This window comes from Streptomyces sp. NPDC006296 (genome assembly GCF_040613235.1).
GTDB lineage: Bacteria > Actinomycetota > Actinomycetes > Streptomycetales > Streptomycetaceae > Streptomyces.
Genome location: NZ_JBEXRT010000070.1, coordinates 1 through 19,396 on the forward strand (window position 1 = coordinate 1; position 19,396 = coordinate 19,396).

The window sequence follows — 19,396 nt, forward strand, 5'->3', positions numbered from 1 at the left end:
AAGACCTGGAAGCCCCGGTCCAGGAGGAAGCCGTCCCTGCGGTCCGTGCGCATCCGGCCTCCGCCCCACGGCCTGAGCGCCGTCCCGGCCGGGCACTGGCGGCGCCCTGCCCGCCCCCGCCCTCCCGCACACGGTCACACGAAGGTGCGCGCGCTCCGTGGCGGCTGCTGGCTTCCGGACGCGTAACGTGATCGGCTTGACACCCCGTCGGTCGCGCGGGGATCGAGCCGAGGGGCACGGATGACGAACCGACAGCACGCACACCCGGACGCCGTCGTGGTCGGCGCGGGTCTGGCGGGCCTGGCCTGCGCACTCGACCTCAGCGGCGCGGGTCTGCGCGTCGAGCTGCTGGAGGCCTCCGACGGGGTCGGGGGCCGGATGCGCACGGACCGCAGGGACGGCTTCCTCCTGGACCGGGGCTTCCAGGTCTTCAACACCTCCTACCCGCAGGTGAAGAGGCGGGTCGATCTGCCTGCGCTGCGGCTGCGCCCCTTCACGCCGGGGGTCGTCGCGCGCACGGCCTCGGGGCGGGTGCGCCTGACGGACCCCACCCGGTGTCCGGGGGACGCCGCGGAGCTGCTGCCCGGGCGGGTGCTGCCGGCCCGGGACCTGGCCGCGCTCGCGGCGCTGACCGCCCGCGACGTCCTGCTCCCGGCGAAACGGGTGGGGCGGATGACCGATCGCACCGCCGGCGAGGCCCTGGTCCGCGCCGGGCTGTCGCCGGCGGCGATCGAGGATCTGCTGCGGCCCTTCCTCTCCGGGGTGTTCCTGGAGGAGGGGCTGGAGACCTCCGCGCGCTTCCTGCACCTGGTCTGGCGGAGCATGGCCCGCGGGACGCTCTGTCTGCCGGCCGCCGGCATCGGCGCCGTGCCGGCCCAGCTCGCCGGCCGGCTGCCGGAGGGCGCCCTCCGGCTGGATTCGCCGGTCGCCGGGATCACGGACTCGGGGGTGCTCCTGGCGGACGGCGGTGAGCGGCCGGCCGGGGCCGTCGTCGTGGCCACGGACTTCGCCACGGCCGGCCGTCTGCTGCCGGGCCTCCCGGTGCCGGAGGGCCGGACGGTGACGACGTACTACCACGCGGCCGAGCGGTCGCCGCTGAGCGAGCCCACCCTGGTCGTGGACAGCGGCCTCGCCGTCCTGAACAGCTGCGTCCTGACCGAGGTCGCCCCCTCCTACGCTCCCCCGGGCACCGCGCTCGTGTCGACCTCCGTCCTCGGCGCGGGCCCGCCCGGCGGGGAGCGGACGGTCCGCGCGCGGCTGGCCGAGCTCTACGACACGGACACGAGCGGCTGGGAGGCGGTGTCCGCCTGCACCGTGGAGGGCGCACTGCCGGCGATGCCGCCGCCCTGGCCGCTGAGCCGTACGACCCGCTTCTCGCCGGGGCGGTACGTCTGCGGGGACCACCGGGCCACCGGGTCGGTGCAGGGTGCCCTGGCGTCCGGGAGCCGGGCGGCACGCGAGGTGCTGGCCGACCGGGCCACCGGGGCGTGACCGGGCTCCACCGCGAACGGGTGGACGACGCCGTCGTCGTGGGCGGCGGCGCCGCGGGGCTCTGCCTGGCGCACTGGCTCACCAGGACGGGTACCGGCGTGACGCTGGTGGAGGCGCCCGACGGTCCGCTGCGGCCGGCCGCCCGCACCTGGTGCTACTGGGAGGCGGGCGCCGGGGAGTTCGAGGAGGCCGTCGTCGCGTCCTGGCGGCGTCTGCGGGTACGCGGGCCGGACGGCGCCGTCGTCGAGTCGGAGCCGGCACCGCTGCGGTACCGCATGCTGCGCTCGGAGCCGTTCGAACAGCTGGTGCACGCCCGACTGGCGGCGGCCCCGGCGGCCCGGGTCGTCCGTGCCACCGCCCACGAGGTGCGCGACACCGCGTACGGCGCCGAGGTGCGCTGCACGGGGGACGGCGGGCGGCCGCTCACCCTGCGCGGCAGGCACGTGTTCGACTCGCGGCCGGTGCGGGAGACGCCACCGCACCGCACCCTCCTGCTGCAGCACTTCCGCGGCTGGTTCGTGCGCACCGCCGTCCCGCGCTTCGACCCGGCGGTGGCCGACCTCATGGATTTCAGGGTGCCGCAGCCGCCCCACGGTCTCGCGTTCGGCTACGTCCTGCCGCTGGCGCCGGACCGGGCCCTGGTGGAGTACACGGAGTTCTCCCGCGCCGCGCTCCCGACGGCCGCGTACGAGGCGGCGCTCCGGCAGTACACCGGGGAGGTCCTGGGGCTCGGCCGGTTCACGGTGGAGTCCGCCGAACAGGGCGTCATCCCCATGACCGACGCCCGCTTCCCCCGCCGCACCGGACGGGCGGTGTTCCGGATCGGGACCGCGGGAGGCGCCACCCGTCCGGCGACCGGCTACACCTTCGCCGCCGTGCAGCGTCAGGGCCGGGCGGTCGCCGCCGCGCTGCGCGGCGGGCGCCCGGTGGTCCCGCCACCGCACGGCCGCAGGGCCCTCGCCATGGACGCCGTGCTGCTCCGGGCCCTGGACACCGGGCGGGTGGACGGGCCGCGCTTCTTCACCGACCTCTTCCGCCGGGTGCCGATGGAGCGGATGCTGCGCTTCCTGGACGGCGGGAGCTCCCCGTGGGAGGAGTTCGGGATCGGGCTGCGGACCCCCGTGGGTCCCATGCTCCGCACCGCCGCCGAACTCCCCTTCCTCGCCCGCCGGTCCGCCGGCCGATCCGAAGAGAGCCTTCGATGACCCTCCTGCGGGACCACGAACCGGCACGCGCCTCCGCTCGCCCGCGGACCCGCGGGCGCCGCCCCGACGCCTCCCGGCACGGCCGCGACCGCCGGGCCGAGGTGCTTCTGCCGGAGCCGGGGCGCGCGCGTCTCACCGGGGACGCCCCGTCGGCCGGGGTGGTCGGCGGAGGTGTGGCCGGTCTCGCGGCGGCGGTCGCACTCGCCGAGCGCGGTGTCCGGGTGACCCTCTACGAGCGGGGCGACTCCCTCGGCGGCCGCCTCGCCGGCTGGCCCGTGCAGCTCGCCGACGGGTCCGGGGCGACGATGAGCCGCGGTTTCCACGCCTTCTTCCGCCAGTACTACAACCTGCGCGGGCTGCTGCGCCGTACGGACCCCGCGCTTTCGATGCTCACCCCGCTGCCGGACTACCCGCTCCGGCACCGGAACGGGATGGCGGACAGTTTCGCCCGGGTGCCGAGGACCCCGCCGTGGAGCGCGGCCGGGTTCGTCGCGCTGAGCCCGGCGTTCGGCTGGCGCGACCTCGCCGCGATGAACCCGCGGGAGGCCCTGCCCCTCCTCGACGTGCGGGTGCCCGAGGTGTACGAGCGGTTCGACGGGATCGGTGCCGAGGACTTCCTGCGGCGGATCAACTTCCCGGAAGCCGCCCGCCACCTGGCCTTCGAGGTGTTCTCCCGCAGCTTCTTCGCCGATCCGCGGGAACTGTCCGCGGCCGAGCTGCTGCTGATGTTCCACATCTACTTCCTCGGGTCGTCGGAGGGGCTCCTCTTCGACGTGCCGCGCGAGCCGTTCCCGCAGGCACTCTGGGAGCCCCTGGGCGGCTATCTGCGAGGCTTGGGAGCCGAGGTGCGCACCTGTACCCCGGTCCACCGGGTCGTCCCGGCCGCGGGCGGGGACCTGACCGTGGAGAGCGAGGGTGCGGCGGACCGCCACCAGGCCGTGGTCCTGGCCCTGGACACCGGTGGTCTGCGTCAGGTGGTGGGCGCATCGGACGGGTTGGGGGACGCGTCCTGGCGGTCGGACGTCGACGCGCTGCGCACGGCGCCCCCGTTCCTCGTGTCCCGGCTGTGGCTGGACCGCCCGGTGCGCGCGGAGCGGGCCGGGTTCCTCGGCACCAGCGGCTTCGACGGGCTGGACAACATCAGCGTCCTGGACCGCTGGGAGGGCGAGGCGGCCCGCTGGGCGGCCCGGACGGGCGGTTCGGTCGTCGAACTGCACGCCTACGCCGTCGACGGGAGCACCGCGCCCGGGGAGGTCCAGCGGCGGATGCGCGAGCGGCTGCACGAGATCTACCCGGAGACGGCGGGCGCGCGGGTCGTGGACGCCCGTCACGAGTGGCGTGCCGACTGCCCGGTCTTCCCCGTGGCCGGTTATCGCCGCCGGCCCGCCGTGCGGACGCCCCATCCCCGCGTCACGCTCGCGGGCGACCTGGTCCGCACCGGTCTCCCCGTCGCGCTGATGGAGCGCGCGGCGACCTCGGGGTTCCTCGCCGCCAACGCCCTCCTCGCCGGCTGGGGCGTCCGGGGACAGGTGCTCTGGACCGTTCCGCGCAGGGGACGGTCCCGGGTGCTGCGCGCCCTCGCGGGCCGGGTCGCGGGCGGCTGACGCTCAGCCGGGGAAGCGCCCGGTGCTCCGCAGCGACCAGCGGCGCTCGGCGTACGCCAGGTCGTCGCGCCAGAGCCGGCCCGCGGTCCGCCGCATCAGCGGCCGCAGGGCGGGCGCCGCCGCGCGGGCGAGGGCGAAGCCCCGCCGGCCGGAGGCCGCCACGACGGCCTCGACGACCGCGGTCCTGGGGTGGGCCGCGCCGGGGGCGGTCAGCGGCGTGGCGTGCGTCTCCACCACCGACCCGCTGCCCTCGCCGTCGGTGATGTGCATGACGACGGTGCGCGGTCCGGGCGCGGTGAACACCGCCCGCACCGGGACCACCAGCCGGCCGGCGACCCTGAACGAGACGTCGACGGCGAACGCGTCGCCCTCGCCGTCCTCCGGGGTGCCGGCCACCTCCAGCCCGACGAACGCGTAGGGGTGGAACCAGGACCCGTGCCACGGGTCCAGCCGGTTCGCGACGACGTCCTCGGGCTCGCACCTGCCGACCGCGGTGAACACCGCCTCGACGGCCTCCTCCGGCGCCGGCCGCACCGGGACGACCGGACGGTCCAGCGGCTCCCCGCCCCCCACCGCGTCGAGCCGGACCCAGACCAGCACCCCGTCGTCGTGCACCGGGCGGGGTTCCCAGCCGGCGAACGGCTCCCCGTCCAGGCCCAGTCCGTGCCACCGGCAGAGGAGCGTCCCGCACGCCACCCGGCCGTCGCGCAGCGGCGCGCCCAGGTGCGGGCACTCCCCCGGGCCCGCGCGCAGCGCGCCGTCCCGCGCCCGCCACAGCACGAGTTCCACCCCGGCGACCGTCCGGCCGTACGGGCGCTCCCGTGCGCCGAGGTCCCGGGACGCCCCGACGACGTACCAGTTGCCCGACGGGCGGGCGGCGGCCCGCTCCAGGGCCGCGGCGATCAGACCGGGCCTCGCCTCGCGCCAGGTCGGAGTCTGCCGTTCCCAGCGAGGGACGCGCCGCAGACGCAGCGGTGACGTCCACCGGCGCGGCTTCCGGGGGCCGTTCACCGCAGGGAGCCTTCCGCTCCGGCGACCGCTCCCGGTTCCGCGACGGGCGGCCGGGCCGGCGTCCGGGCTGCCAGGATCCGTACGAGGCCGCCCGCCGCGACGACGGCCCTGCGCCGTCGGGGCACCACGGCGCGGCGGTGCAGCGCCCGGTAGTCGTCGGCGGCGACGGCGTCCAGGATCCCCCGGTACAGGACGAAGGCCGTGCGGATGCAGGGCCGTGCGCGCGACTCCAGCATGGCGATGCCGGGTTCCGCCTCCCGGTAGACGTTCCGGATGACCGCGTCGGCCTCGGCGAAGGCGCCGCGGACACGCGGGTCGTGCCGTCCGGTGCGGCGGCTCCACTCCAGGAGGGGCCGGTCCACCCCGTGTGCGGCGAGCAGGTCCGCGGGCAGGTAGACGCGCCCCCGGTCCAGGTCCTCGCCCACGTCCCGGAGGAAGTTGGTCAGCTGGAAGGCGACGCCGAGCGCGGCCGCGTGCGGGGCCGCCTCCTCACGGGGGACGACCGTCCCGAGCACGGGCAGCATCTGGAGGCCGATCACCGCCGCCGAACCGTGCATGTAGGCGCGCAGGTCGGCGTAGGTCGGGTAGTCGGTGACGGTCAGGTCGCTGCGCATGGACGCCAGGAAGTCGGCGAACAGGCCGTGGTCGATGGCGTAGCGCTCGGCGGTGTCGGCGACGGCCCGGACCACGGGCTCCTCGCCGCCGCCCGCGCCCAGTCCGCGGACCAGGTCGCTCTCCAGGACGCGCAGGAGGCGGTCGCGTTCCCGGGGTGACTCCCGGCGGTCGAGGTCGTCCACGATGTCGTCGGCCCAGCGGGCGAAGCCGTACAGCGCGTGCACCGCGCAGCGGCGTTCGACGGGCAGCAGCCGGGTCGCGAGGAAGTAGGTGCGGCCGTGCCGGGCGTTGAGCCGCCGGCACCGGGTGTAGGCGTCGCGCAGGTCGGGGCCGGTGATCCCGGCGGCATCCAGTTCGCGGCGGTTCATCGGCTCTGCCCTTCGAGGACGGGGGGACGGCGGCGCGCTCCGGCCGGGCGGGGGGTCCCGGTGATGCGGGCCGCGGCGAGCTTGCCGCTCACCAGGACGGTCGGCACGCCCACTCCGGGGGTGGTGCCGCACCCGGCGAGGACGACGTTGTCGTGGCCGCGTACGAGGTTGCGCGGCCGGAAGGGGCCGGTCTGCGCGAAGGTGTGCGCCGCGGAGAACGGGGTGCCGGCCGCATGGTCCTGAGCGGTCCAGTGCGCCGGGGTGACCAGGAGTTCCTGGTCCAGGGACGCCTCGAAGCCGTGGAGGCCGCGGCGCTCCAGTTCGGCCAGCAGGCTGTCCCGGTAGCGCGGGCCCAGACCGCGCCAGGTGCCGGCCGACGGGCCGGTCGTGGTGTTGGGGCAGGGGGCCAGGACGTAGTGCAGGTGTCGGCCGAGGGGCGCCAGTGACGGGTCGTGCGTGGTCGGGCGGGTGATGAGCAGGGACGGGTCGCTCATGAGCCGGCCGGTCCTGGTGAGCTCGTCGAAGGTCCGCTCCCAGGCGCTGCCGAAGGAGAGTGTGTGGTGGGCCAGGTCCGGCCAGGTGCGGTCGGTGCCGGCGTGCAGGACGACGGCCGACGGTGCGTGGCGCAGCGGTACGGGGCGGCGCGGGGCGCGGCCCAGGAGCCGGTGGACGACGGGGAGGTCCGGGGTCAGGACGACCGCGTCGCAGGCGATCCGTTCGCCGGAGGACAGCCGGACGGCGCGTACCCGTCCGGCCGACCGCTCCAGTGCGTCCACCTCGGCGGACCACCGGAACGCGCCCCCGGCGTCGGCCGCCGCGTCCGCCATCGCCCGGGGCAGGGCGTGCATGCCGCCCTTGGGGAACCAGACGCCGGCGACGGTGTCCATGTAGGCAATGACGGCGTAGGCGGCGAGGGCGCGGGCCGGGGCGACTCCCGCGTAGAGCGCCTGGAAGGAGAACACCCGGCGCAGCCGCGGGTCGGACAGGAACCTGCCGATCTGCGGGTCGAGCCGGCCGAAGCCGCCGAGGGCCGCGAGCCGGGCGAGGTCCGGGTGCAGGAGCTGGAAGGGCGAGTCGAAGTTGGTGTCGATGAAGCGGCGCATCTGCGCCCGGTACAACCGCTCCAGCCAGGTCCTCAGCCGCCGGTAGCCGGCTGCCTCCGCGGCCCCGGCGAACCTCCGTACCTCGGCCTCCATGGCGTCGCCGTCGGTGTGGACGTCGATCCGGCTGCCGTCGGCGAAGAGCGCCCGGTAGGCGGGGTCCAGCGGGATCAGTTCGACGCGCCGGTGGAGGCTGTCGCCCACGGCGGCGAAGGCCTCGTCGGCCAGATGGGGCATGGTCAGCACCGTCGGCCCGGTGTCGACCCGGTAGCCGCCGAGGTCCAGCCGTCCCGCCCGGCCCCCGGGTCCGGCGTCCCGTTCGACGACGGTCACCCGGCGTCCCGCGCCGAGCAGGTGCAGGGCGGCGGCCAGGCCGGACAGACCGGCCCCGACCACCACCACGTGGTCCGTGGCTCCGGGCACGGTCCTCATGCGCCCTCCTCCCCGGGGACGGGGGTGCCCGCGGCCCGTGTCACGAGCGCGGCGAACTCGTCCGCGGCGCGGTCGTCGGCCCCCGCTTCCGCGAAGTGCCGCAGGCTCGACGCCGTGAGGCGGGCGATCTCCTCCTCGACCGCCGTCCGCGCCCCGGTGCGCACCAGCGCGGCGCGCATCCGGTCGACGTCCTCGGCGCCGCTGTCGGCCGTCCCGGGGGCGAGCACCGCCAGGGCCTCGGTGTCGCCGGTCTCGGCGGCGCGGCGCAGGGCGACCGCGAGCAGGCCGGTGAGCTTGCGCGTGCGCAGGTCCTCGTCCGCGGGTTTCCCGGTGACGGCGGGGTCCCCGAACGCGCCCAGCAGGTCGTCGTGGAGCTGGAAGGCGACTCCCGCGCACCGCCCGGCGGAGCGCAGCGCGTCGGTGGTGCGGGGGTCCGCCCCGGCCAGGGCCGCTCCGAGGGCCAGCGGCCGCTCCACGGTGTAGAGGGCGCTCTTGAGCGTGGCGATCTTCCTGGCCCGGGCCTCGTCGGAGGATCCGGCCGCCTGGGCCCGCATGTCGAGGTACTGCCCGGCGACCATCTCCGCGCGCATCGCCTGCCACTCCTGGTGCAGCCGTTCTCCGTACGGGGAGGACAGCGCCGTCTCGGTGAGCAGGTCGTCGGCCCAGACCAGGGCCAGGTCTCCGGCCAGGATCGCGGCGGTGGCGGAGTAGGAGGCGGCGGAGCCCCGCATCCGGGACTCCCGGTGCAGGCGCGCGAAGTCGGCGTGCACGGCGGGCGCGCCCCGGCGCACCGGTGACTCGTCCATCACGTCGTCGTGGACGAGCGCGCAGGCCTGGAGCAGTTCGAGTGCGGCACCGACCCGCAGCGGGGTGCCGGGGTCGCCGGACCCTCCTGCCGCCAGCCACCCGCACCGGACGAACGCGGTCCTGAGCCGTTTGCCGCCGTGCAGGACGAACGCGGCGACTCGGGACGCCACTTCGTCGGCGAACACGGCGTCCGCCCGGCGGGCCTCCAGCAGCCGGGTGCGCAGGTGCTCGGCGAGGACGGTGTCGACGGCCTGCGCCGTGCCTCCCGCCGGGCGGGGCGAACCGCCCGGATCCGTTCCGGCGCCGGGCCCGCCGCCTGGGCCGGCACCCGCTCGTGCGGTCCGTGAACCGAGCATGGACAGCCCCTTTCGCTCCGTTGTCCGCTTGCGCGTCCACCGGAGCTTCCGGCCGCGCGGACCGCGGATGCGTCCATGCCTGCCCGGCCGACGGCCCGGTCGGTGCGAAGTTCACCCGGACGGCGGAGCGATCGGCGCACCCGGTCGGGTGCGGGGCGGTCGGGTGCGGGGAGGCCGGCCCGCACCGAGGCGGCCCGGTGCCTGTCGGCCCCTCGGGGGGCCTCGGGCCCGCGCGGCGCACCGCTCCCCCGCAACGGGCCCGCGCGGGGCCGGTCCGGTCAGCGCTCCGGGCCGGCCCGGAGCGGGTCACCGGCTCGGGACGCCGGACCGGTCACTGCCTCGGGACGCCGCGCACGGGGTGCTTGCTCAGGATCGAGACCCGGTTGAAGGCGTTGATGGTGACGGCGACCCAGATCACGGCCGAGATCTCGTCCTCGGAGAGGGACCGGCGTGCCGTGGCGTAGGCGTCCTCCTGGAGGGCCGCGTCGGCGGGGTGCGTGGTGGCCTCGGCCAGGGCCAGCGCGGCACGCTCACGGCCGGTGAAGACCTCGGTGTCGCGCCAGGCGGCCAGCACGCCCAGCCGCCGGGTCGTCTCGCCCTCGCGCAGGGCGGCCCTGGTGTGGACGTCCAGGCAGTAGGCGCAGCCGTTGATCTGGGACACCCGCAGGTTGACGAGCTCGACCAGGACGCGGTCCAGTCCGGCCTCCTGGGCGACCGTGCGCACCGCCTCCGCCGTGGCGGTCAGCGCGTGGAACGCCTTCGGGCTCCGCTTGTCCACAAAGACCCGCCCGTCGGGACGCCCCGCCTCCGTACCGTTCACCCTGGACTCCTCACCGGGACGTGCCGCCCCGCGTCGCGCCGTGGCCGCCCGGGCGGGCGGCGGCTTAAGGTCAAGCATGATTGTTGAACATGAAATCACCTTTGCCGCACGGGAGGGCCGGGGATGAGCCCAGCGCACACGGACCCCGCCGGCCGGGAGCCGGCTCCCGGGGCCGGCGTCGAGATCCTCACCCCCCGGGACGTCCCGCTGGGCGGGCCGAGGGCGATGACCGTACGCCGCACGCTGCCGCAGCGGGCCCGGACACTCATCGGGGCCTGGTGCTTCATCGACCACTACGGACCGGACGACGTGGCGGAGTCGGGCGGGATGGACGTGGCGCCGCATCCGCACACCGGCCTGCAGACGGTCAGCTGGCTGTTCAGCGGGGAGATCGAGCACCGCGACAGCCTGGGCAGCCACGCCTTCGTGCGTCCCGGTGAGCTGAATCTGATGACCGGTGGCCACGGCATCAGCCACACCGAGGTCTCCACCCCGGGCACCACCACCCTGCACGGCGTCCAGCTGTGGGTGGCCCTCCCCGAGGAGCACCGGAACACCGGCCGCGACTTCCGGCACCACGTGCCGGGCGCGGTCCACCTGGACGGCGCGGTGATCCGGGTGTTCCTCGGCTCGCTGGCCGGGGACACGTCGCCGGTCCCGGCCTTCACCCCGCTGCTCGGCGCCGAGATCGTCCTCGAACCACACGCGACCACGACCCTCGGCATCGATCCCGCCTTCGAGCACGGGCTCCTCGTCGACCGGGGACGCATCCGTCTGGACGGCACACCGCTGCGCGGATCGGAACTCGGCTACACCGGCACCGGGAACCGCACGATGACCCTGGTCAACGAGACGGACGCCCCCGCCCGGGCGGTGCTGGTGGGCGGAACCCCGTTCGAGGAACGGATCGTCATGTGGTGGAATTTCGTGGGCCGCAGCCACGAGGACATCGTCGAGGCCCGGCGGGAGTGGGAGGCGTCCTCCGACCGCTTCGGCCACGTCGAGGGCTACCCCGGCGACCGCATCCCCGCTCCGGCCCTCCCGAACGCGGCCCTCGCACCGCGTGGCAACCCGTCGCCCCCGAAAGGCAGCACACCATGACCCGGTCCTCCGCTCCCCTGGTCCGTCACGTCGACGCCCGGCACCGCTACGAGATCCTGGTCGGTGAGGTGACGGCGGGCTTCACCGCCTACCGGGACCGCGACGGGCAGCGCGTCTTCTTCCACACGGAGATCGACGACGCCTTCGCCGGGCAGGGCCTGGCCTCCGTCCTCGTCCAGGAGGCGCTGAGCCAGGTGCGGGAAGCGGGCAGGCGGATCGTCCCGGTCTGCCCGTACGTGGCGAAGTTCCTGAAGAAGCACGAGGAGTTCGCCGACATCACGGACCCGGTCACACCGGAGGCCCTGCAGTGGCTGGACACCGCCCTGGCCCGCTGAACATCCGTTGAACACCCGGTGCCCGCCCGGACCGGGCGGGCACCGGACGCGCCGTGGCGGTGGGCGGCAGGACGCCCGGGGTGATCGCGCCGGGCCGCGGTGCGACAGCCCTCGGGGTGCGAGGCCCGGAGCGCCGGACGGCCTCTGCCGCTGCGTCGACCGCTCGCCCTGGCGCCCGAGCCACGCCGGGCCTCAGCGGCGAGCGGCCAGCACGGCCGCGAGACCCTGCCGCAGGTCCTCGACGAAATATCCGGGGACCTCCAGCGACGGGAAGTGTCCCCCTTCGGCGGGCGCGTTCCACCGGACGATCCGCCGGTACCGCTCTTGCGCCCAGGGGCGCGGACACTTCTCGATGTCGCGGGGGTACATGGTGACGGCCGACGGCACGTCGACCCGGAGCCCGGGATCGAGCGAGTTGTGGCTCTCGTGGTAGAGGCGGGCCGCCGACGCGCCGGTCCGCGTCAGCCAGTACAGGGTGACGTTGTCGAGCACCCGGTCGAGGGAGATCGTCTCGAACGGGCTGTCCTCGGTGTCCGACCACTCGGCGAACTTGTCGAGGATCCAGGCGAGAAGCCCGACCGGTGAGTCGACGAGCGCGTAGCCGATGGTCTGCGGCCGGGTCGCCTGCTGTTTCGCGTACGCCGCGCGGTGGTGCCAGAAGTCCCGGGTCTCCTCGGCCCATCCGCGCTCGGCCGCCGTCAGTCCGTCCGTCGTCAGCCCCGGAGGCGCCTCGGCGAACGTGGTGTGGACACCGAGGACGTGCGCGGGGAACCGGCCGCCGAGGACCGTCGTGATGTTGCCTCCCCAGTCACCGCCGTGGGCCAGGAACCTGCGGTGGCCGAGCCGCCCCATCAGCTCCACCCACGCGGCCGCGATCTTCTCGGTCCCCCACCCGGTGGTGGCCGGCCTGTCGCTGTGACCGAAGCCCGGCAGCGAGGGAACCACCACGTGGAACGCGGGCGCGGCCGCGTCCGCCGGATCCGCCAGCTCGTCCACCACGTCGACGAACTCGGCCACGCTCCCCGGCCAGCCGTGCGTCAGGACCAGCGGGGTGGCGTCCGCGCGCGCGGACCGGCGGTGCAGGAAGTGGATCCCGAGACCGTCGATCACCGTCCGGAACTGGCCGATGCGGTGCAGGCGGTCCTCGAACGACCGCCAGTCGTAGTCGGTGCGCCAGTGGTCCACGACCCGGACGAGGTCGGCGAGGGGGACGCCCTGCCCCCATCGGCCGGGGCCGGGCGCGGCGCCCCGGACCGTCTCGGCCTCCGGGAGGCGCGCCGCGGCCAGTCGCGCGCGCAGGTCGTCGAGTTCGGCGTCGGTCGCACGGGGTTCGTACGGGTGCACGTCGGCGGTCGGACGGGGCACGGGACCTCCTGGCCGTCGGGGAACCGGGACCGGGGTGTCGAGAACCGGCATTGACGGTTCTAGCAGTCTCCCGAGTCACGTCGCAACCGGCTAAGGTGGTTCCATGTCCGCCGCGTCCCCCGACTTCCGCCTCGGCGCCGTGCTGGCGACCAGCTTCACGGGGACGCTGTCGGAGCGTCACGGCACCCCGGTGGAGCGCATCCCCACACCGCAACGGCTCGTCGACTGGCTGGCGGTGAGCGGCCTCGCCGTGGACTCCTGCACCCCCGCCCAGCTCGACCTCGCACGGGAACTGAGGGAGGCCGTGCACGCCGTCGCGACGGCGGCCGCCGTCCAGGAGGTGCTGCCCGCCTCCGCCGTCCGCGTCATCAACGACCGCAGTGCCCGGGGCCGCGCCGCGGCGGTCCTGACGCCGGGGGGTGAGCGGCGCTGGCTGCTCGGCCCGTCCACCGGCGTCGAGGACGCCCTCGGTGTGATCGCCGCCGACGCGGTCGGCGTCGTCGCGGGCGAACGGGACGGGAGGCTGGCCCTCTGCGCGTCGCCGACCTGCCGGGCCGCCTTCTTCGACATCAGCCGGAGCCGCACCCGCAGATGGTGCGACATGAACACGTGCGGGAACCGTCAGAAGAAGGCCCGCTTCCACGCCGGCCGGCGCGGGAACCCGACAGCGGCGGAGTGACCGGGCACGCGGCCGGCGCTCCGCCGTCCGCGTGGCCGGATCGGACCCGGCGCACCCCCCGGCGGCCCTATGCTGGTGCGTGCAGCTGGTTCGCCCCGTCCGCCAGGCGGGATGCGTCGCAAGAGGGAACCCGGTGGGAATCCGGGACTGCCCCGCAGCGGTGAGCGGGAACGACCGCCGTCATACGCACTGGGTCCGACGAACCGGACCTGGGAAGCGACGGCCACTAGGTGTCCTCTTCGAGGGTGCGCCCGCGAGTCCGAAGACCTGCCACCTGCCCGCGCGCGGACCGACCGTGTGCGGACATCCCGGTGACCTCGTGGGCGGGTCGGCGTACATACCAGGCGGATGCCAGCGTCGTACGGCGCCCTCCGCCCGGTACGTCATCCCTTCGCGCCCTCGTCCCGTCCCCGGGATCTCAGGGATTCATCTCGCGAAGGAGATCTCCGTGACCACCGAGCACGCGACCGCGGCAGCGCGGTCCACTGTGTACGGCTACCCCCGGCAGGGACGGAACCGGGAACTGAAGAAGGCCGTCGAGGGCTACTGGAAGGGCCGGGTCACCGCCGACGCCCTGCACGCCACCGGTGCCGGACTGCGCCGCGACAACTGGCGGCAGCTGAGCGGCGCCGGGATCGGCGAGGTGCCGACCGGCGACTTCTCCTACTACGACCACGTGCTGGACACCAGCGTCATGGTGGGCGCCGTCCCGGAGCGCCACCGGGAGGCGGTCGCCGCCGATCCGCTCGACGGCTACTTCGCGATGGCGCGCGGCACCCAGGACGCCGCTCCGCTGGAGATGACGAAGTGGTTCGACACCAACTACCACTACCTGGTCCCGGAGCTGGGACCGGACACCGTCTTCACGGCGGACTCCGCGAAGCAGGTCGCCGAGCTCCGGGAGGCCGCCGCCCTGGGGCTCGCCGCCCGGCCCGTGCTCCTCGGCCCGGTGACCTATCTGCTCCTCGCCAAGGCCGCCCCCGGGGTCGCCGCGGACTTCGATCCGCTCACGCTCCTGGACCGGCTGCTGCCGGTGTACGCCGAGGTCTTGGCCGATCTGCGCGCGGCCGGGGCCGAGTGGGTCCAGCTAGACGAGCCGGCGCTCGTCCAGGACCGCACTCCCGCCGAACTGGACGCCACCCGGCGCGGCTACCGCGACCTCGGCGCCCTCACCGACCGCCCCCGCCTGCTCGTCGCCACCTACTTCGGCCGCCTCGGTGAGGCCCTGCCCGTCCTGGCCGAGGCGCCGGTGGAGGGACTGGCGATCGACTTCACGGAGACCGGCGCCGCGAACCTGGAGGCCCTGGCGGCCGTCGGCGGGCTGCCCGGCAGGCGGCTGGTCGCCGGGGTCGTCAACGGCCGCAACGTCTGGATCAACGACCACGAGAAGGCGCTGGCGACGCTGGCCACCCTGCTCGGACTCGCCGACCGGGTCGACGTGGCCGCCTCCTGCTCCCTGCTGCACGTGCCGCTGGACGCCGCCGCCGAGCGGGACATCGATCCCGAGATCCTCCGCTGGCTCGCCTTCGCCCGGCAGAAGACCGGGGAGATCGTCACGCTGGCCCGGGCGCTCGCCGAGGGCACCGACGCCGTCGCCGCGGAGCTGGCCGCCAACCAGGCGGACCTCGCCTCCCGCGCCGACTCCCCGGTCACCTACGACCCGCTCGTGCAGAGCAGGGCGGACGCCGTCACCGCCGCCGACGCCCGCCGCTCGCACGCGTACGGAGAACGCGCCGCGGCCCAACGCGCCCGCCTCGGGCTGCCGCTGCTGCCGACCACCACCATCGGCTCCTTCCCGCAGACCGGCGAACTGCGCACCGCCCGCGCCGGGCTGCGCTCCGGACGGCTCGGTGCGGCCGCGTACGAGGAACGGATCGAGGCGGAGATCGCCGAGGTGGTCTCCTTCCAGGAGAAGGCCGGCCTCGACGTCCTCGTGCACGGCGAGGCCGAACGCAACGACATGGTGCAGTACTTCGCGGAGCAGCTGTCGGGGTACCTCGCCACGCGGCACGGGTGGGTGCAGTCCTACGGCACCCGGTACGTGCGTCCGCCGGTGCTGGCCGGCGACATCTCCCGTCCGGACCCGATGACGGTGCGCTGGACCTCGTACGCCCGGTCGCTGACCGGCCGCCCGGTCAAGGGCATGCTCACCGGCCCGGTCACCATGCTCGCCTGGTCCTTCGTCCGTGACGACCAGCCGCTCGGCGACACCGCGCGGCAGGTCGCCCTCGCCCTGCGGGACGAGGTGCGGGACCTGGAGGAGGCAGGCACCCCGGTCATCCAGGTGGACGAGCCGGCCCTGCGCGAGACGCTGCCGCTGCGCGCCGCCGACCACCCGGCCTATCTGGCCTGGGCGACCGAGGCGTTCCGGCTCACCACGAGCGGGGTGCGGCCGGACACGCAGATCCACACCCACATGTGCTACGCCGAGTTCGGGGACGTCGTCCGGGCGATCGACGACCTCGACGCCGACGTGATCAGCCTGGAGGCCGCCCGGTCCCACCTGCAGGTGGCCCGCGAACTGGCGGACCACGGCTACCCGCGCGCGGCGGGACCCGGCGTGTACGACATCCACTCGCCCCGCGTCCCGGGCGTCGAGGAGACCGCCGCACTGCTCCGCAGGGCCCTGGAGTCGATCCCCGCCGAGCGCCTGTGGGCCAACCCGGACTGCGGGCTCAAGACCCGGGGCTGGGCGGAGACCCGCGCCTCGCTGGAGAACCTGGTGGCCGCGGCCCGCGTCGTCCGCGACGAGCTGTCGGCGACCTGACGGGTGCGGACCCGCCCTCTCGGCCGAGGGGGCGGGTCCGGTGCGCGGCAGGGTCGTTCAGCGGGTCACCGCAGGGCCGGCGGGGCGGCGTCCGCGGAGGTGCCCCATCCCGAGGGTGCCGTGCCGACCTCGAAGGACAGGTCCCCGGTGCGGCGGATGTCCTCGGTGGTCAGGTACGTCTTCGCCCAGTCCGTCCCGTCGGTGCGCGCGGACGTGATGTAGCGCGCCGTGTCGGAGGTGCCGGGCGCCTTCACGGTCAGGCCGCCCCTGGGGTAGTACCGCCGGTCGAGGGTGAGGTCCACCCGCTCGAACACGGGCGTCGACAGGCCCCAGGTGTCGGTCCCCGGCTGGACCGGGAAGATCCCGATCGAGGAGAGGACGTTCCAGGCGGACATCGTCCCGAGGTCGTCGTTGCCGGTCATGCCCGTCGGGGTGTCCGTGAAGAGGGTGAGCGCGGCGTGGACCACGTCCGTCGTCTTCCAGGGCTGACCGGTGGAGAGGTAGGTGTAGGGGGCGATCAGGTCGGGCTCGTTCTGCGGGTTGTACTTGTCCGCGTTGTAGTAGTCGTACGGACCGTTCACCCACACCTCGCGGGCGGTCTTCGCGGGGTCCTGCAGCAGCTGCTCGTGGGCGAAGAACGAGTCGAGGCGTTCGTTCGCCGCGTCGGTCCCCCCGATCAGGGAGACCATGCCGGGCAGGTCCTGGGGGACGAGCCACTGGTACTGCCAGGACGTGCCCTCGTGGAAGCCCTCGCTCTGCGCGGGGTCGACGGGTCCGGTGAAGTCGCCGTTCGCGTCCCGGGCGCGGAAGAAGCCGGTCGAACGATCGAAGATCTTCCGGTAGTTCTGGGCCCGCTCGGTGTAGCGCGCGGCGTCCTCGCGGTGGCCGAGCTCCTTCGCCATCTGGCCGAGCATCGCGTCGGACAGCGCGTACTCCAGGGTCGCGGAGGCGCCGTGGTCGTAGTCGGAGTCGCCCGGCTTCACGTGCGCGCGGCCCTTGATGTACGGCGCGAAGCCGTCGGCCAGGTACTCCTTGTTGGCCTCGCGGCCCACCGGGGCGGAGTCGGCCGGCGGCACGCCGTCGGCGTTCTTCCTGAGCGCGCGGTACGCCTGCTCCTCGTAGCCCTCGAGCAGTCCCTGCTGGTAGGCGTTGGTGAGGAACGGGGTGACCGGGTCGCCGGTCATGATGTTGGTCTCGACCGTGCCGTAGCCCCACTTGGGGAGCCAGCCGCTGTCCTTGTCGATCGCGAGGACGGAGATCGCCATGTCACGGGACTCGCGCGGGGCGAGCAGCGCCAGCAGCTGGGCCTGGGTGCGGTAGGTGTCCCAGAGCGACCAGTTCTGGTAGTAGGTGAAGCCCTTGGCGCGGTGGATCTTCTGGTCCCAGCCCGTGTAGCGGCCGTCGACGTCGCTGCCGATGTTCGGCGCGAGGAAGGAGCGGTACAGGGACGAGTAGAAGGTCCGGCGCAGGGTCTCGCTGCCGCCCTTCGCCCGGACGTCGTCGAGGCGGTCCTCCCAGGCGGCCTGCGCGGCACGCGCCACGCGGTCGTACGAACGGCCGCCCTCGGCACGGAGGTTGCGCGCCGCGCCGGCGGCGTCCACGTAGGAGATCGCGGTGGTCGCCTCGACGGTGCGGTCCTCGGACGTGTCGAACCGGACGAAGGCGCCGTTACGCTCGCCGCCCGCGGACGAGGCCGTGGACCCCGGGGTGACCGTGTCGCCCTTCCAGGTGCCGGAGACGGTGAAGGGCCGGTCGAAGCGGGTGAGGGTGTACACCGTGTAGGGCTTGGTGTCCTGGCAGAAGCCGCTGCCGGTGATGGCCGTGCGGACGGTCCTGTCGTCGAGGATCTCGACCTCGGTGTTCACCGTCCGGTGCAGCGACTGACCCGCGTTGATCAGGACGTTGGCCTTGTCCGTGGCGGGGAAGGTGTAGCGCTGCACGCCGGTGCGTTCGGTGGCGCTGAGCTCGGCCTTGATGCCCGTGGCGAGGCCGACCTCGTAGACGCCCGGTCCGGCCTTCTCGTCGTCGTGGCTGAACTCGGCCGCGTACGCGGCGTTGTCCGTCGAGGTGATGTCACCGGTCGTGGGGAGGACCGGGAGGTCCCCGCCCAGGCCGCAGCCCACTCCGGAGATGTGGACGGTGGAGAAGCCCCTGATGTGGGTCTCCGAGTAGTCGTACCCGGTGTTGTGCCCGGTGTCGGGCGAGAACTGCACCATGCCGAACGGCACCGCGGCGCCGGGGTAGGTGTTGCCCTCGTTCTCGGTTCCGATGAAGGGGTTGACGAGGTCGGTGAGCCGACCGCGCTCGGCGTGCCCTCCGCCGTCCGCGACGGCGGGTGCGGCGACGGCGCCGCCGAGGAGGGCGGCGGTGACCGCGGCCGTCCCCGCACCGCGGATCCACTGGGTCCATCTCATGGAAGGAACGCCTCTCGAAACGTGGACAACGTTGTCATACGTACGTGGCGATCATTCTTGGCCGGTGTGCGTGTACTCGTCAAGGGTCGCGGCGGGCCGGGGATCCCCGCGTCGGGGACTCCCCGGAGCGGGAACTCCCGGCACGGGGACTCACCGCTCCGGGGGGACAACGAGCGTCGCGGTGCGGGAGGCGTCCGGGCGCGCCCGGACGGACGACGCCCCGTCAGCGCAGCGCGGCGTACACGATGAGGTTGTCCACGGGGTGGCCGGCGGCGTCGAAGTCGCCGTCGCACGTGATGAGCCGGAGCACGCGTTCGCCGGTCGCCCCGTAGACCTTGTCGGTGGGGAACGCGTCCTTGGCCACGGTCTCCGTGCCGGTGACGGTGAAGTGGGTCTCCTTCCCTCCCCCGTCGGACACGGCGATGTCGGCACCCTCGGCGATCGCGTGCAGGTCGTGGAAGACGGCCTTGCCGAAGCGGGTGTCGTTGTGGCCGATGAGCACGGCGGCGCCGGGTTCCCCGGGGACGGCTCCGCCCGCGTACCAGCCCGCTGTCATGCCCTTCTCGGCCGGCGGCACCTCGACCGTGCCGTCCTCGTTGAGTCCCAGCCGCAGCAGCTCGCTGTCTATGTGCAGCGACGGGACCGTCAGCCGCGCGGGGGCCGGCGCCTTGGGCGCGTCCGCGGGCCGGGACGCGCCGGGAGCCGTCCGGTGGGCGGCGGGCCCGGCGGCGTCGGGCGCGCCGCAACCGCCGGTGAGGGCGATCAGCAGGCCGGCCGCGGCCGCGGACACCGCGGTCCGCCGGAAGGGGTTCGAGGGGAGGGGCATGAGGTACTCCGGAACAGCTGCGCACGATGGTGCTCGACGCCACGCCCCTGATCGCCGCGGCCGCCTCCACCGAGTACGAGCACTACGTGAAGGTCCGGGC

15 protein-coding genes and 1 riboswitch are annotated in these 19,396 nt (G+C 74.7%); of the genes, 7 read left to right on the forward strand and 8 right to left on the reverse strand.

Translation table 11 applies throughout. The features are described 5' to 3' along the window. The first annotated feature begins 240 nt into the window (after window positions 1–240). From ABZ172_RS29290 to ABZ172_RS29300, 3 genes are read left to right on the forward strand one after another with little or no spacing between them, the layout of a single operon-like run. Window positions 241–1,491: an NAD(P)/FAD-dependent oxidoreductase gene (locus ABZ172_RS29290; RefSeq protein ID WP_356888247.1), complete on the forward strand. Its 1,251-nt coding sequence runs from the start codon at window positions 241–243 to the stop codon at window positions 1,489–1,491. Then, window positions 1,488–2,696, forward strand: a complete 1,209-nt coding sequence (locus ABZ172_RS29295) for a lycopene cyclase family protein (RefSeq protein ID WP_356888249.1) — start codon at window positions 1,488–1,490, stop codon at window positions 2,694–2,696. Before ABZ172_RS29290 ends, ABZ172_RS29295 begins: the two co-directional genes overlap by 4 nt. Continuing rightward, window positions 2,693–4,300, forward strand: coding sequence for an FAD-dependent oxidoreductase (locus ABZ172_RS29300; RefSeq protein WP_356888251.1), 1,608 nt, complete (start codon window positions 2,693–2,695; stop codon window positions 4,298–4,300). The genes ABZ172_RS29295 and ABZ172_RS29300 overlap by 4 nt, the downstream gene beginning before the upstream one ends. Before the next feature lie 3 nt (window positions 4,301–4,303). Here the strand turns inward: ABZ172_RS29300 and ABZ172_RS29305 are convergent, their stop codons facing one another. From ABZ172_RS29305 to ABZ172_RS29325, 5 genes are all read right to left on the reverse strand, one after another. After that, window positions 4,304–5,311: a DUF5914 domain-containing protein gene (locus ABZ172_RS29305; RefSeq protein WP_356888253.1), complete on the reverse strand. Its 1,008-nt coding sequence runs from the start codon at window positions 5,309–5,311 to the stop codon at window positions 4,304–4,306. Then, complete coding sequence (locus tag ABZ172_RS29310; RefSeq protein WP_356888255.1) at window positions 5,308–6,294, reverse strand: phytoene/squalene synthase family protein; 987 nt, start codon at window positions 6,292–6,294, stop codon at window positions 5,308–5,310. Before ABZ172_RS29310 ends, ABZ172_RS29305 begins: the two co-directional genes overlap by 4 nt. Next, window positions 6,291–7,826: a phytoene desaturase family protein gene (gene crtI / locus ABZ172_RS29315; RefSeq protein ID WP_356888257.1), complete on the reverse strand. Its 1,536-nt coding sequence runs from the start codon at window positions 7,824–7,826 to the stop codon at window positions 6,291–6,293. The genes ABZ172_RS29310 and crtI overlap by 4 nt, the downstream gene beginning before the upstream one ends. Then, window positions 7,823–8,989, reverse strand: a complete 1,167-nt coding sequence (locus tag ABZ172_RS29320) for a polyprenyl synthetase family protein (protein ID WP_356888259.1) — start codon at window positions 8,987–8,989, stop codon at window positions 7,823–7,825. Before ABZ172_RS29320 ends, crtI begins: the two co-directional genes overlap by 4 nt. A 331-nt stretch (window positions 8,990–9,320) precedes the next feature. Then, window positions 9,321–9,809, reverse strand: a complete 489-nt coding sequence (locus ABZ172_RS29325; protein WP_356888261.1) for a carboxymuconolactone decarboxylase family protein — start codon at window positions 9,807–9,809, stop codon at window positions 9,321–9,323. 123 nt (window positions 9,810–9,932) lie between these two features. Here ABZ172_RS29325 and ABZ172_RS29330 point away from each other — a divergent pair, with 123 nt between their 5' ends. Next, a complete protein-coding gene (locus tag ABZ172_RS29330) occupies window positions 9,933–10,910 on the forward strand; it encodes a pirin family protein (RefSeq protein WP_356888263.1) in 978 nt (325 codons plus the stop codon). Continuing rightward, window positions 10,907–11,245, forward strand: coding sequence for a GNAT family N-acetyltransferase (locus ABZ172_RS29335; RefSeq protein WP_356888265.1), 339 nt, complete (start codon window positions 10,907–10,909; stop codon window positions 11,243–11,245). Before ABZ172_RS29330 ends, ABZ172_RS29335 begins: the two co-directional genes overlap by 4 nt. Before the next feature lie 192 nt (window positions 11,246–11,437). On the opposite strand, the gene ABZ172_RS29340 is transcribed toward ABZ172_RS29335, so the two are convergent. Then, window positions 11,438–12,610, reverse strand: coding sequence for an epoxide hydrolase family protein (locus ABZ172_RS29340; protein WP_356888267.1), 1,173 nt, complete (start codon window positions 12,608–12,610; stop codon window positions 11,438–11,440). 103 nt (window positions 12,611–12,713) lie between these two features. Here ABZ172_RS29340 and ABZ172_RS29345 point away from each other — a divergent pair, with 103 nt between their 5' ends. Together ABZ172_RS29345 and metE are read left to right on the forward strand one after the other, a co-directional pair. Continuing rightward, window positions 12,714–13,289: a CGNR zinc finger domain-containing protein gene (locus tag ABZ172_RS29345; RefSeq protein ID WP_356888269.1), complete on the forward strand. Its 576-nt coding sequence runs from the start codon at window positions 12,714–12,716 to the stop codon at window positions 13,287–13,289. Window positions 13,290–13,358: 69 nt separating this feature from the next. Further along, window positions 13,359–13,579: riboswitch (cobalamin riboswitch) on the forward strand. A 158-nt stretch (window positions 13,580–13,737) separates the two neighbouring features. Beyond that, on the forward strand, window positions 13,738–16,056 hold the full coding sequence (gene metE / locus ABZ172_RS29350) for a 5-methyltetrahydropteroyltriglutamate--homocysteine S-methyltransferase (RefSeq protein ID WP_356888271.1): 2,319 nt from the start codon (window positions 13,738–13,740) through the stop codon (window positions 16,054–16,056). Between the two features lie 65 nt (window positions 16,057–16,121). On the opposite strand, the gene ABZ172_RS29355 is transcribed toward metE, so the two are convergent. Continuing rightward, window positions 16,122–18,470, reverse strand: a complete 2,349-nt coding sequence (locus ABZ172_RS29355; RefSeq protein WP_356888273.1) for a GH92 family glycosyl hydrolase — start codon at window positions 18,468–18,470, stop codon at window positions 16,122–16,124. A 223-nt stretch (window positions 18,471–18,693) separates the two neighbouring features. Next, window positions 18,694–19,296 carry a class F sortase gene (locus tag ABZ172_RS29360; protein ID WP_356888275.1) on the reverse strand — a complete coding sequence of 201 codons (603 nt, stop codon included), beginning with the start codon at window positions 19,294–19,296 and terminating at the stop codon, window positions 18,694–18,696. Window positions 19,297–19,396 lie beyond the last annotated feature (100 nt).

What these genes read in the sequence shown, in the direction of transcription:
- ABZ172_RS29290 (WP_356888247.1), top strand. Translation starts at nt 241, where the DNA reads ATGACGAACCGACAGCACGCACACCCGGACGCCGTCGTGGTCGGCGCG.
- ABZ172_RS29300 (WP_356888251.1), top strand. Translation starts at nt 2,693, where the DNA reads ATGACCCTCCTGCGGGACCACGAACCGGCACGCGCCTCCGCTCGCCCG.
- ABZ172_RS29310 (WP_356888255.1), bottom strand. Translation starts at nt 6,294, where the DNA reads ATGAACCGCCGCGAACTGGATGCCGCCGGGATCACCGGCCCCGACCTG.
- crtI (WP_356888257.1), bottom strand. Translation starts at nt 7,826, where the DNA reads ATGAGGACCGTGCCCGGAGCCACGGACCACGTGGTGGTGGTCGGGGCC.
- ABZ172_RS29320 (WP_356888259.1), bottom strand. Translation starts at nt 8,989, where the DNA reads ATGCTCGGTTCACGGACCGCACGAGCGGGTGCCGGCCCAGGCGGCGGG.
- ABZ172_RS29330 (WP_356888263.1), top strand. Translation starts at nt 9,933, where the DNA reads ATGAGCCCAGCGCACACGGACCCCGCCGGCCGGGAGCCGGCTCCCGGG.
- ABZ172_RS29335 (WP_356888265.1), top strand. Translation starts at nt 10,907, where the DNA reads ATGACCCGGTCCTCCGCTCCCCTGGTCCGTCACGTCGACGCCCGGCAC.
- ABZ172_RS29345 (WP_356888269.1), top strand. Translation starts at nt 12,714, where the DNA reads ATGTCCGCCGCGTCCCCCGACTTCCGCCTCGGCGCCGTGCTGGCGACC.
- ABZ172_RS29355 (WP_356888273.1), bottom strand. Translation starts at nt 18,470, where the DNA reads ATGAGATGGACCCAGTGGATCCGCGGTGCGGGGACGGCCGCGGTCACC.
- ABZ172_RS29360 (WP_356888275.1), bottom strand. Translation starts at nt 19,296, where the DNA reads ATGCCCCTCCCCTCGAACCCCTTCCGGCGGACCGCGGTGTCCGCGGCC.